This window comes from Pandoraea vervacti (genome assembly GCF_000934605.2).
Classification (GTDB): domain Bacteria; phylum Pseudomonadota; class Gammaproteobacteria; order Burkholderiales; family Burkholderiaceae; genus Pandoraea; species Pandoraea vervacti.
Genome location: NZ_CP010897.2, coordinates 4372405 through 4386066, shown reverse-complemented (window position 1 = coordinate 4386066; position 13662 = coordinate 4372405). Strand labels below are relative to the sequence as shown.

Genomic DNA, 13662 nt, shown 5'->3' with positions numbered 1-13662 from the left:
GTCAGGCGGGCAAACGGATGGCCCGCATGTCGCGCAGAATCAATTCACCCGCGCGCAGCATCTGCTTGAGTTGATGTACGACCTGCTTGATTTCCTGGATGTGGGCGTCGGCGACATCGGGCTGCTGCTCCTGCGCCACTACCAGCGCATCCAGCCGACGCGTGTAGTCGCGCATGGCCTCGGTGGCGGCCTGCGCGTCCGTCGGCACGGACGCCGCCGGGGCCGCAACCGCCTGCGACAGCAGATCGCTGATGGCCGCCACGACCTGCCCCAATTCTCCACTCCTGTCCGCCGCGATCTGACGCGGCAGCACATCGGACATCCCGGTGATGTACGACGCCATCACATGGTTCTGTACCAGCAAGTCGTTGAGTTCCGCCACCGCGACCTGCTTCGACTTCGGTTCGAGCATCATCCGCTTGAAGGCGGCGCCGAAATTCCCGAATGCAATGTGCATGTCCTTGCGCGCCATGCGATAGGCAAGGTTATCGCGCTTGCCATCGAGGCCGGCGCATGCCTCCAGGTACGTGCGGGTCGACTGGACGGCATTGCGGATCAGCGGTCCCATCAGCCGGTATTCCCAATACGGGAACAGATACGAACACGCCAGCGCGATGGCCGAACCGATCAGCGTATCGATGGCGCGCTCGCCGATCACCGAAAGCGAGCCGGGAAGAAGGAAGTGGAAGAGCAGCAGCACGTAAGACGACATGAAGACGACCGACAGCCCGTAATTGAACAGCGACAGGCTGTTGCCCATGATCATGCAAAAGAACATGAGCGCGAGCAGGATCCAGGCTTTGTGGACGAACGAGAGGATCACCAGCACGCTCACGCAGCCAATGAGCGTGCCGGTCAGTCGCTGCGCGTTCTTCTGTTTGGTCAGACTGAACCCGGGCTTCAGAATCACGATGATCGTGAGCAGTACCCAGTAGCTGTGGTCCTGCCCGGCCAGCAGCGACCAGTTCTCGCAAACGAGCAGGCCGGCCGTGATCGCGATCGTCACCCGCAATGCGTGACGGAAGCTGGGCGACGAGAAAGTCAGATTTTTCCAGAGCAATTTCGGAGAGAAGCTCTGCCGCGAGGTGAATCGAATCAGCGCCTGATCGATCTGCATCTCGGTGGCGTTGCCGGCCGTGCTCACGTCCGTGTTGCGATGCATGCGCTCGACGATGCGCGTCGTACTCCACACACGACGGAAGGTGCTCGCGAGTGCCTGATAGGCTTCCGGCGAGCGTTGCTGGAGCGACTGCTTGCGCATGAGTTCGATTTCGTACTCGATGGCCCGGAACTCGGCACGCCAGCTACGCTGAGCCCGCGACGGTTCATTCGTGGCGATGGCATAACCGATCGCATCCACCTCGATCGCGATCTTGCGGATCATGTCGCGGAAAAACACCAGGACGTCGTTATTGGCAAACTCGCGACGCAACATCGGGTAATCGGTATGCACGGAGACCACCGTCTCGTGCAGGTCGACGATGTTGATGAACAGATTGAACAGCATCGTGCGACGCGGTTCGAGCGCGCCGATACGCAGGCGAGGCAGGTTGCGCAGAATGATCTCGCGCGCTGCCTGCTGCTTCTCCACGACATTGACCTGCGCGGCGATCAGACGCCGGTAGCAGTCGTCGATATCCGTTGACGTATCGTAGAAGGCCGCCTTGGCTTCCAGATATTCCGAGGTCACGAAAAAGCACTCGGCCAGGGTCTGCTGTTCGATGCGAAACCACCAGATTCGGCACACGAACAGACTGAAGTAGGTGTACCAGAGACCGCCAGCGAGCACGGCGCCTGCATCGAGTACGGCCTGATGGCGCGTGAGGTCGGCCTCGACGTTGAGCACCATCATCATCAGACAGGCAAAGCTCACGAGCGACGCGCGAAAGCCATAGACCACGAGCATGGACAGGCCGAACGTCAGAATCAGCGTGGTGATCCACAGTTGCCACGGCTGTGCGGCCGTCGCCATGCCGGTAATGAGCACGGTCAGGGCGCCCAGCAGCGTGCAACTGAGCAACTCGGTGTGCTTGTGGCGCAGCGGCCCGTTGATGTCGACCACGCTGGCGCAAAGCGCGCCGGAGGCGACCTCGATGCCGAGCAGGTGCTGGTCCATCCCCCAGAACAGGACGAGTGCGGGCAGGATGACGCCGACTGCCTGCCGGGTGCCGCTGAAAAAGTAATGGCTATATAGGAACTTCTTGATATCGGTTTGATAGTCCATGCGTCGGGTGCGAGGGTTCCGCAGCAAAGCTGGCCGCGCGATGGGGTGGTGCGCGGCGCAGTGAGAGTCTAGCCGAAGCCCCGCGTGCCGCGAAGTGGGGATACCGCCGGTGACAGGCGGGCTACCCGGGCGAGAGGGTGTTGGAAGCGCCACTGGCCGTGACCGATAGCGGGGCAGGCTTTCGGATCTGTCCGATGGGCTTTGGGAAGGGGCATTTGTTATGCTTGCGAACAGACTCGCTAAGCCGCCACGCCCGCATGCTCCAACTATTCTTCTCCAACCGGTTCACCACGCTCGAAGCTGCCCTGCTCCGTGATATCGCGCAGGCGCCCGGGGCGTCGTCGGGACCGGTCGACCCCTTCGAGATAGAAACCATTGTCGTGCCAAGTGTGGCCGTGCGTCGTCGACTGGAACTGGACTATGCGGATGTCTTCGGCGTGTGCGCAAACGTCCGTCTGACCTATCTCGCCCAGTGGCTATGGGACATGGCGGGGAAACTGGTGACGGTGCCGGAAAGCTCGCCGTTTGCGCCGGACCGGCTGGTCTGGCCGCTGTACCAGTGTCTGGCGAAACCGTGGGTGGAGGCCTCACCGCGTCTGGCCGGCTACCTCGCGGGCGCGGACGACGTCATGCGCTTCGAGTTGGCCGACCGTCTCGCCCATATCTACGATCAATATCTGACGTACCGGCCGGACTGGCTGGAGCGCTGGCAGTCCGGCGAGACCATTGCGCCCGGGGCGGCGACAAGCTGGGGCGACGTCCAGCGTGCCGATGAGGCGTGGCAAAGCGCGTTGTGGCGGCAGGTCCTCGCGCATCTGGAGATTCGTGAGCGCCACCCGACGTTGCGTGCCATCGACAGGATCGAGCAACTGACCCCCGACACGATACCCGTGGGCTGGCCGTCTCGCGTCTCGGTGTTTGCGCTGTCGTCGATGCCGCCGCTTTCGATGGCGCTGCTCAAGGCCATGTCTCGCCTGATCGACGTGCACCTTTATGTCCTCAATCCCTGCGAAAGTTATTGGTTCGATATCGTGCCGCCGTCGAGGTTGTCGTATCTGACCCGGCGAGACGGCGCGGCCCATCGCGAAGTGGGCCATCCGCTACTGGCGGAGTGGGGCCGTCAGACCCAGTCGCACATCGACGCGCTATATGCAGACCTTGCACCGCAGGCGGTCGAGGACCGTGCGATATTTCAGCCGAATCCCGCACCGACGCTGCTCGCCGCGTTGCAGAACGGCATTCTGACGTTGGACGATGGCCGTCACGGTGTACCGGAGGGCGTGGACGCCGACGGCTCGGTGCAAGTGCACGTATGTCACAGTCTCGCGCGTCAGATCGAAGTGCTGCACGACCGGTTGCTGGCCTGCTTCGACGAGATTCCCGATCTGCGTCCCGACGACGTGCTGATTACCGTACCGGATCTCGGGCGTGCGGCGCCGCTCATCGACGCCGTCTTTGGCACTTCCACCCCGCGCATTCCCTATCTGGTCACCGGCCTGCCGCCCACGCGGACCAATCCCGTTGCGCGTGCGTTTGCGTCGATTCTGGCCCTGCCGCAGCAACGTGTCGCGGCATCGAGTCTGGTGGAGCTTGCGCGTACGGAAGCCGTTGCGCAACGCTACGACCTCGGCGGCAACGTACTCGACGCCATTCAGAACTGGTTGCATGCCGCGGGGGCGCGGCGCGGCTGGCGAGGGGACGCCCTGCTTCGACTCGGTGGTCCGGAGGCGAGAGGAGACACCGCGAACGCCGCGGACGCGGGGTACGACGTTGTGCCGGCGCTTGAGCGCCACACGCTGGGCGACGCCATGATGCGCCTGTTCCTCGGCTATGCGCTGCCCGACGACGCCATGCCTGTGGACGATTGGCTGCCTGTCGGCGGCATCGAAGGCGGGCGCGCCGAATTGCTCGGGCAGTTGGCCCGATTGATCGACGATCTCGACGCGACGACCGTGGCGCTGCGAACAGAGCGCACCGGTCTCGCATGGCGTGATCAGTTGTTGGCGATGTTGGAGCAGTTTTTTTCGGACGAACCGCGATTTGCCGATGACGTCGCGGAGGTGCGCATGGCCATCGAGCAGATCGGGGCGGCCATCGCGGACGGCGCCCCCGAGGTGCAGGTGCCGGTGGAAGTGGTGGCTCGGGTGCTGGCCGACGCGCTCGACGATCCGACGCGCGGCGGCGTGCCGTCCGGGCGTGTGACGTTTGCAGCGATTCCGAGCTTGCGGCTGTTGCCGTATCGCGTCGTCTGCATGATCGGCATGGACGACGGCGTTTTGCCGGGCCGCGTACGGGCCGACGAATTCGATTTGATGCGCGCGCTGCCGCAGCGCGGCGACCGCCAGCGTCGTGACGATGAGCGCAATCTTTTTCTGGATCTCATGCTCAGTGCCCAGGATCGCTTCCTCATCACCTATACAGGCAGAAGCGTGCGCGATAACGCGCCGTTACCGCCGTCGACTGCCGTGGACGAACTGCTCGATTTCACCGGACAGTTGCTCGCACCGGTCTCGCGAGGTTTCAGTCTCGACGAGCAACGCGAGGCAAGAGAGCGTCTCGTGGTGCTGCATCCCCTCCAACCCTTCTCCCCGAAGTACTTCGACGGCAAGGCGCCATCGCTGTATAGCTACGACGCTTCTAACGGTGAGGCTGCCCAGCAGCTGGCGGACCAACTGGCATCACCGACGCCAAACAGATCGGCCCAGCCCTTCGTGCGCGATCCGCTGCCGGGCGTCGCACAAACCCGTCTGACGCTCGACGATTTGTTGCGCTTCTGGCGACATCCGGGCCGGGCGTGGACGCGAGATCGGCTCGGCCTCACGCTCAATGACATGCTCACCGAGGTCGAGGATGAGGAGCCATTCGTGCTCGATTGGGCAGGACGCGACGCGCTGGCCGCACGCCTGCTGCCTCGCCTGTTGCGCGATGACGAGCGCGACGCCCGAAGCGCCCGCGCCAACGCGCAGGCTGTCGAGCGTATCGCCAGTGTGAGCCACGAGTTACCCGGTGGGGCGACGGGGGCGGTGTGGCGGCGTCGTGAACTGGGGGGCCTGCGCGCCCTCGCCACGCAGGTGAGGCAGGCGCAGGCGGAGGGTGCGCAGGAATTTCTTGTCACGGTGCCGTTGGTGCCGTCGCTGCCGCCTTCCTGGAAGGCCTCCACGGATTCGATGTGGCATGGCGATGCCACGCTCTCGGCCGAGTGTCTGTTGCAAGGCCGGCTTGCACCGGTGTCGCGCCATGGTCTCGTGATGTACCGCTACGGCAGCATGCGCCCGAGCGATTTGCTGGCTGCATGGCTCGCGCATCTGGCGTTGTGTGCCCATCTCCAACAGCCCGAGCATGCCGGATTGGACGTTGCCGCCAGAACCCTCTGGTATGGCGAACACGAGACCTTCGCGCTGCGCCCGGTGGAGGACGCGGCGGGGTTGCTCGCGCAGTGGGTGGCGCTCTATCGGCTTGGGCAAACGCGCCCGTTGCCGTTCTTCGTGCGGAGCGCCTGGAAGCTCGCCAGTAGCGGCAAACTCGCCGATGCGCACAGCGCATGGCAAGGCTCGGCTTTCGCGCGCGGGGACGCGGACGATCCCTATACCAAGTTGATCTGGCGCGGTGTGGAAGACCCGCTGGCCGAGCCGTTCGAACTGCTCGCGAACACCATGTTCGGGCCAATGGTGCAGCACCTCGTACTGGCGGAGGGCGCATGACGCAGCTCATCGATCTCGACGTTTTCGGCTGCGACCTCGACGGCGTGTGCCTGATCGAAGCTTCCGCCGGCACCGGCAAGACGTGGAACATTTGCGCGCTGTATGTGCGACTGCTGCTCGAGAAGCAACTGAGCGTCGAACAAATTCTCGTCGTGACGTTCACGAATGCCGCAACGGCGGAGCTGCGGGAACGCATTCGCGGGCGTCTCGCAGGGCTGGTCGCGGCCATGGCGCCCGTCTTCGGTGACGAGGACGTGAGCGAAGGTGGGGAGGGCAGAGAGGATGACGACCTCTTCGACTCCGACCCCGGCTTCGGTCCCGACTTCGATCCCCATGCCAGCGACGATCCGCTGTTCAACGTCATGATTGCGGGCTTGATCGAGCGCGGCGACATGTCGCCGAAGGACATTCGCGAATGCCTGCAAAGGGCGTTGCGCAGCTTCGACCAAGCGTCGATTCATACGATCCACGGTTTCTGCCAGCGCGCATTGGCCGAGGTGCCCTTCGCGGCCGGCCTGCCGTTTGCCTACGAGCTGGTCCCGGATGACAACGGTGTGCGACACGATCTCGCGGTGGAGTTCTGGCGCCGGGTCGTGGAGCCGATGGCCGCGCAGGACGATCGGTTTGCCGCATGGCTGGTGGACAGCAAGCGCTCGCCGGCGACGCTGACGGACCAATTGGCGCGTCGTCTGAAAAAGCCGATGTCGGAAATGCGCTGGCCGGAAGCGGTGCAGAGCGACACGGTGGCGCCTGCCGATTCGACGTGGCTTGCGACATATGCCGATGCCTGCGAGTGCTGGGAAGCCGAGGCGTCCGTCATCGCCGATCTGATGCGCCGCGCGCTGCCGTCGTTCAAGAAGAACATCTATAACGAGACGTCGCTGCCCCAAGCCGTGTCGGCGTGGCAGCGGTATCTCGGCGCGCGCGATGCCGGCGCACTTCTCGCGCCCAAGGCGGAGTTGCTGACGACGACACGCCTGGCCAAGGACATCAAGAAGGGGGAGACGCCACCCGAACACCGCTTCTTCGCGATGGCCGACGTCCTCGTTCAGGCCCGCGCCGACGCCGACGCGCGTTACGCAATGCAGTGGCTGAGGATTCTGCGGGAATGGTTGACGCAGGCGCCGGAGCAGTTGGCGCTGCGCAAACGTGAGCTGCGCGTAGTGTCCTTCGACGATCTGCTCGGCAATATTGCGCGTGCGCTGACTCAGCACCCGGATCTCGCGCAGGCGTTGCGTGAACGCTATCCCTGTGCGCTGATCGACGAATTCCAGGATACCGATCCCCTGCAATTCGCCATTTTCAACGCGGTGTACGGGGCGCCGTTGCAGGCTGGCGCCGTTTCGGGGCGTGATGGCCGGGGGCCGATGTTCATGGTTGGCGACCCGAAGCAGGCCATCTACAGCTTCCGGGCTGCGGATCTGCATACGTATCTTGCCGCGCGGGAGAACGCGGATGCGGCCTACACGCTGGCCGTCAATCAGCGCTCGACGCCGCCGATCATCGACGCGGGCAACCGGCTATTTGGTGCGAACGACCGCGCGTTCGTGCTCGATGGGCTCGATTACCCGCCTGTCCGCCCAGGGGCACGTCGTCGTCCACCGTTGACCGATGTGCGCGACATCGCCGACTTCACAGTGTGGTGGCTGCCCGACGAAGACGAGCCGTTGTCGAAAGACGAGGCGCAACAGGCGTGCGCGCGCGCGACGGCGGCCGAGGTCGCCCGGCTGCTCGCAGGCGCCTCGCGTGGCGAAGTGCTGATCGGCGAGCGTCCGCTCGCGCCGGGGGACATCGCGGTGATCGTACAGGCGCACCGGCAAGGTGCGCTCATGAAAGCCATGCTCGCCGAACATGCCGTGGGCAGCGTTGAGCTGACGCAGGATTCGGTGTTTGCCAGTGAAGAAGCCGACACATTGCTGCGTGTGTTGCGAGCCGTGGAAGCGCCCGGCGACGTGCGTGCGCTTCGCGCGGCGCTCGCGACGGCGCTTTTCGGACTCGATGCCTCCGCGCTTTACCGGATGCAGACGAGCGAAGCATCGGACGCGGACGCGATTGCCTGGATCGAGCGTCTGCAACGCTATCGTCAGTTGTGGACCGACCGCGGATTCTCCGCCATGTGGCGCACGCTCATGCGCGAATTGGGACTGGCCGCGAGACTGATCGCACAACCGGGCGGCGAGCGGAGTCTGACCAACTTCATGCATCTGGCCGAACTTGCCCAGGCGCGTTGGGCGGAGCAGCCGGGCATGCCCGCCTTGCTCCGATGGCTGGCGTCGCAGCGAAGCGCCAGCGGTGCGGAGGAGGCGCAACTACGTCTTGAGTCGGATCAGAATCTGGTGCAGATCGTGACCGTACACAAGTCCAAGGGGCTTGAGTATGGCGTGGTGTTTTGTCCTTTCCTCTGGGATGGCGCCGTGCGTGACGGCGGGAGTCTCGAGGGCCTCGAATACCACGACGGCGCCACGGCGGTCATCGACTTTACCGATGCGGCCGGTAAAGGGTCGCCGGCGGCTGCCGCGTTGCGTCAGGAGCAATCGGCCGAGCAGGCGCGGCTGTTGTACGTCGCGCTCACGCGAGCGGTGTACCGATGCTATATGGCCGCAGGAATTTACTCGTCTCGTCGCAGCGTGAAGGAAGCGTGCGCGAGCATGCTCAACTGGCTCGCCGCTGGCCAGGGAATCGCGTTCGACACGTGGGTCTCCTCGACGATCGACGCCGATGAACGGGTGGAGACGATTCGTCATGCGTGGAAGGCGCTCGTTGGTGGGCCGCTCGACGTGGTACCGCTGCCGACCGGCGACGCGCTCGCGAGCGATACCCGTGTAATCCACGACGCGCCGCCGGCGCTCACGACCCGTGTGAGCACTCGTGCGTTGCGGGAAGTGTGGCGCATTGGCAGTTTCTCGGGCCTGCTGGCAGGCATGCATACCGGCCCCCAATTGGGCGGGGGGCAACTGAGCGCGCCGGAGCGTACGCGTCCCGATTACGACGCCCAGGCCAACGCCGGGCCGACATTCGCCTTGCCGCCGGAGGGCGATGACACATGGCCTCCGGGTGACGACATTCTGCGATTTCCGCGCGGGCCGGCCGCCGGCGAGAGTTTGCACCGTGTTTTCGAACTCGCAGACTTCCAGTCGCGGGCGCAATGGCCGCATGCGGTGTCCCGGGCGCTGCGCGAGCGTCCGCCCGGACGTGGCGCCGAGCAAAACGATACGTGGCGCGCCATGATGATGAACATGCTTGCCGACACGCTGTCGACGCCGTTGCGTCCCGGCATGTATCTGAGCGATGTCTCGCTGGCGGAACGGCTGACCGAAATGGAGTTCACTTATCCGGCCGACGCCGTGTCGCTCGACGCATTGCGTGCGGTGCTGCGCCAGTTCGGCTATCCGGACCTGCCCCTGGACGCCACCGTGCTGCGCGGTTATCTGAAAGGCTTCATCGATCTGGTGTTCCGGCACAGCGCTCAGTGGTGGATTCTCGACTGGAAGTCGAACTATCTCGGCACGGCCCCCGAAAACTACGCTGCAGACGGGCTGCGAGAAGCGATGGCCGAGCACGGTTACCACTTGCAGTATCTGCTCTATACCCTGGCGCTGCATCGCTATCTGCGGCGCCGTCTACCCAATTACGATTACGACCGCGACATGGGGGGCAGTCTCTACCTTTTCGTTCGGGGCGTGCGCCCTGACTGGGCCAGCGCGCATCTTGCCGGTGAGGACGTGCCCGGTGTCTTTTTCGACAAGCCGTCGCGAGACATGGTCGATGCGCTCGACGAACTGTTCGCCGCAGGCGAGAACGCGGCGCTCGCCGAAGCGCTTTCGCTCGACGGTCGCGGCGGTGTGGCTGACGTGGCAAGTGCGGGCGAGGAGGGCGCATGACCGATCGTCGTCACATGGGGGATGCCTCCGGCGCGCCGTTGGCCGACAGCGGCGTTGTGCGGCTCGCGCAGGGTTTCGCGCGGCGCATGGAACTGCTTGCGCGAGGCAAGGGGGCGGACGACGTTATCTGTCGCTACGTGCGACGCGCCGCGTTCGAAGTCAGTCTCGCAACGTCGGAGGGGCATGTTTGTGTGCCGCTCGACAATCTGCTCGATACGCAGGCCAGCGGCGAGCTGTTTCCGGGGGATGCCCCGGCGTTGTCGGTCTGGCGCGATGCGCTCTTCGCCAGTGGCCTGTGCGCGCCCGCCAGCGTCTTGCGCGCGCTATCCGGCGACACGCAGGCCGACGCTTTCCCCCTGCTGCTGGATGATCGCGACCGTCTCTATCTGGCGCGTTACTACGGCTACGAGGCGCGTCTGGCGGCGGCGCTCGCGCGCAAGCTGTCGACGACGAAGCGCCCTGTGAGCGCATCCGCCGTGCCAGCCGCGCGCGCGAAATCGCCTGAGGCGGCCGGGGCGACGGCCTCGTCCGTGTCGGTCACGATGGCGGATCGCGAACGATTGCATCGCTACTTCGGCAGCGGCGTGCTGCTGTCCCCTGATGACCGGCGCGAGCCCAACTGGCAAATGGCGGCAGCGGCTTTGGCGCTCGAGCGCTCGCTGGTCGTCCTCAGCGGTGGTCCCGGCACCGGCAAGACGACGACCGTCGTGGGCCTGCTCGCCTGCCTGCTCGAACGCGATGGCGACCTTCGGGTCGCCCTGGCCGCGCCCACGGGCAAGGCGGCGCAGCGCATGCAGGAGGCGCTCACCGTGCGTCAGGACCTGCCGGAAACCGTGCGCATGGCATTGCCCGAGGCGGCAGTGACGTTGCACCGCTTGCTGGGCGTACTGCCCGAATCCGCCGAGCAGGTCGGGCGGCGCTTTCGGCATCATGCGGGCAATCCGTTGCCCTACGACCTGATCGTCGTGGATGAAGCATCGATGATCGACTTGTCGATGGCGACCGCGTTGCTCGAAGCGGTACCCGACAATGCGCGTCTGATTCTGCTGGGCGACAAGGACCAGTTGGCGGCCGTCGAAGCCGGGGCGGTGTTCGGGGAATTGAGCGCGCGGCGAGCCTTCTCGCCGGAGATGCGTACACAGTTGTTGGCCGCGCTGGAATGGCCCGCAGATGATTTGCCTCGATCCGGTCCGCTCGCCGTTGGTGGTGGTGGCGCCGCGAAAGCCTCGCCCGCTGAACCGACCGACGCGCGCGCTGCGAAAGGGCTCGAGGACACCGTCGTCTGGCTGGAGCGCACGTACCGGTTCGGCGCGCATTCGGCGATTGGTCGCCTCGCGACGGCAATCAAGACGGGAAAGGTCATCGATGCGCGCAGGGAGTTCGCTGTCGCGCAGACCGAGCGCGTCGATGCCGACAATTTCGAGACGCGAGAGACGCTCGAGACGCGAGATGGCCCGCAGGCGAACCATGATGCGTCATCGCCCTCGGCGTCGGCAGATCGCGTGCTGCTCAGCGAGGACGGTGGCCTCCAGTTGTCGCCCCACAACCTCAATGTACTGGCTGACGGCTATGGCGAGTACGTCGAAGCGCTCGGACATGCCATCGCAACGATTCAGCAGTTGGGCGATCCGGCGGCGGCAACGTCGGCCGACGTCGCGATGGTGGCGCAGCCGGTGTTCGCTGCTTTTGGACGATTCAGGGTTCTGTGCGCGACGCGCGGTGGTCGGCGAGGTGTCGAGTTTCTCGGTGCGCAATTGACGGCCTTGCTGGCGCGTCGCGCGGGTGTGGCGCTTGGCGCCGGCGGTGGCGCATGGTTCGCCGGGCGTCCGGTGTTGGTGACGCAGAACGAATACGCGCTCAACCTCTTCAATGGCGATATCGGCATCGCACTGCCGCTTGGACCCGCCGGCTCGCTACGGGTTGCGTTTGCGACGCCGGACGGCGGCTACCGGCTGTACTCGCCGGCCAGTCTGCCCGCGCACGAGACGGCATTTGCGATGACGATCCACAAGTCGCAGGGCTCGGAGTTCGAACGCGTTGCGATCGTGTTGCCCGAGCAGGCGAGTCGCGTGTTGTCGCGGGAGCTAATTTATACGGGGGTGACGCGTGCCCGCAGGCAAGCGTGGCTGTTTGCGCCGTGGCAAGTCGTCGCGTCGGCCATTGCGCGGCCGACGCAGCGCGATGGCGGACTGACCGATCGGCTGACGGAGGTGCTGGCTACGATGTCCGATCCGACGCCGGGTTCGCCGCAGCCTTCGATGCCGCGATAGCCGCCTCGGCCACTGCCCCGATCCGGGTGACAAGCAACTGGTCGATCTTGTAATTGTCGATGTCGACCACTTCGAACTTGTAGCCGGCTGCCTCGGTGGCTTCGGACTTCTTCGGAATGCGCTTGAGCTGGTAGATCATGAATCCGGCGATGGTCTCGAACTCGCCTTCGCCGGGAAGCTCGTCGATATCCAGGGCTTTTTTCACGTCCTCGACGGACGTGACGCCGTCCACGAGCCACGAATGCTCGTCGCGCTGGACAATCTGATCTTCGTCGGCCGGATGCACGACATCGCCCATGAGCGCGCCCACGATATCGTTGAGCGTCACGACGCCGACGACCAGGCCGTACTCGTTGATGATGACCGCGAAGCCTTCACGCGTTTCCTTGAAGCGCGCGAGCGCTTCGGACAGATTGAGGGTGTCCGGGATGACCAGCAGCTTTTTTGCGTAGAGACGATCCAGATTGCGGATCACGCTCGACAGATCTTCGCTCGCGATGCGCTGGAGAAGATCCTTCGAGTCGACGTAGCCGAGCACATTGTCGATTTCGTCGCGGCAAACGAGATACTTGGAGTGCGGGCTTTCCGTGATTTTCTGGCGGATGCTGCGTTCGTCCTCGGCGATGGTGAAGTACACCACATCGTCGCGGAACGTCATGACCGAGCCGACGGTGCGCGACTCGAGCTCGAACACGTTCTCGATCAGATGCAGTTCCTGCTTGCGCAGCACGCCCGCTTGCGCCCCGGCGCCGACCATGGCGGCGATGTCTTCCGAAGTGATGTTGTCGATGGCATGCGTGGGCAGCTTGAACATGCGCAAAAACAGGTTTGCGACCCCGTTGAAAAGGTAGACGAGCGGGCGCAGGACCTTCAGGCAGAAAAGCATCGGGTCGATGATCGCCATCGCCACGCGCTCGGGGTTGACCATGGCGAGGCGCTTGGGAATCAGATCTGCGAACTGGATGAAGGCAATCGTGATGAACAGGAACGAGCCGATTCCTGCCAGACGTAGCGCCAGTGCCTGATTGGTGAAGGGCGACAGCCACTCGAACAGATAAGCGGTGAGAAAGCTCTCACCGAGCACGCCGCCGAGCACGGCGACCGCGTTCACACCGATTTGCACGACGGTGAAGAAGTTGCCTGGCTGCTCCTTGAGCGCGAGGACCTTGACCGCCTGTTCGTCGCCCTTTTCCATAAGCACCTGAAGCTTGGTGCGCTTGGCGGCGGTCAGCGAGATTTCAGATGCGGAAAAGAAGGCGCTTGCCAGCACCAGCAAGAGAATACTGAAAAGAAAACCGTAACCACTCATATTGTTGTCCCTGTAAGTGCGAGTGCGGATACATAGCCGCGACGCAGGCCGGACCGGTTCGCACGGGAGCGAGTCCGCAAGAGCAGGGAGACATTTCAAAACAAGGCCTGCCGGCCATCATTTTGAGATGCCTTCGGGCGAAAGCGCGGGCCGCATTAGCCGCGTCGGCTGTACCGCTGTCCGATAGCATGCCATAACTTTGGGGCACGCCGACAGCGCGTGCCTCGCGTGTCCGTCGCGCCCATGCGGCTGAGCTTGTCCACTCCCGGACGGTCGC

General features: G+C 64.5%; 5 protein-coding genes. 3 read left to right on the top strand and 2 right to left on the bottom strand.

Translation table 11 applies throughout. The features are described from left to right. Position 1 precedes the first annotated feature (1 nt). Entirely contained in the window at positions 2-2224 is a 2223-nt protein-coding gene (locus UC34_RS18990; RefSeq protein ID WP_044456792.1) for an FUSC family protein, read from the bottom strand. 257 nt (positions 2225-2481) lie between these two features. Between UC34_RS18990 and recC the strand changes: the two genes are divergently transcribed. Genes recC through recD form a run of 3 tightly spaced genes read left to right on the top strand, consistent with a single transcriptional unit; the run spans position 2482 to position 12076 of the window. Continuing rightward, entirely contained in the window at positions 2482-5925 is a 3444-nt protein-coding gene (gene recC, locus UC34_RS18985) for an exodeoxyribonuclease V subunit gamma (protein ID WP_044456791.1), read from the top strand. Then, on the top strand, positions 5922-9806 hold the full coding sequence (recB, locus tag UC34_RS18980) for an exodeoxyribonuclease V subunit beta (RefSeq protein ID WP_063389850.1): 3885 nt from the start codon (positions 5922-5924) through the stop codon (positions 9804-9806). The genes recC and recB overlap by 4 nt, the downstream gene beginning before the upstream one ends. After that, complete coding sequence (gene recD, locus UC34_RS18975; protein WP_052811132.1) at positions 9803-12076, top strand: exodeoxyribonuclease V subunit alpha; 2274 nt, start codon at positions 9803-9805, stop codon at positions 12074-12076. Before recB ends, recD begins: the two co-directional genes overlap by 4 nt. Here the strand turns inward: recD and paeA are convergent. Then, positions 12024-13385, bottom strand: coding sequence for a polyamine export protein PaeA (paeA, locus tag UC34_RS18970; protein ID WP_044456790.1), 1362 nt, complete (start codon positions 13383-13385; stop codon positions 12024-12026). The genes recD and paeA overlap by 53 nt on opposite strands. Positions 13386-13662: the final 277 nt, after the last annotated feature.

Bases quoted from the DNA above. Each gene is read 5' to 3' on its own strand.
- UC34_RS18990 (WP_044456792.1), bottom strand. From the start codon at position 2,224: ATGGACTATCAAACCGATATCAAGAAGTTCCTATATAGCCATTACTTT.
- recC (WP_044456791.1), top strand. From the start codon at position 2,482: ATGCTCCAACTATTCTTCTCCAACCGGTTCACCACGCTCGAAGCTGCC.
- recB (WP_063389850.1), top strand. From the start codon at position 5,922: ATGACGCAGCTCATCGATCTCGACGTTTTCGGCTGCGACCTCGACGGC.
- recD (WP_052811132.1), top strand. From the start codon at position 9,803: ATGACCGATCGTCGTCACATGGGGGATGCCTCCGGCGCGCCGTTGGCC.
- paeA (WP_044456790.1), bottom strand. From the start codon at position 13,385: ATGAGTGGTTACGGTTTTCTTTTCAGTATTCTCTTGCTGGTGCTGGCA.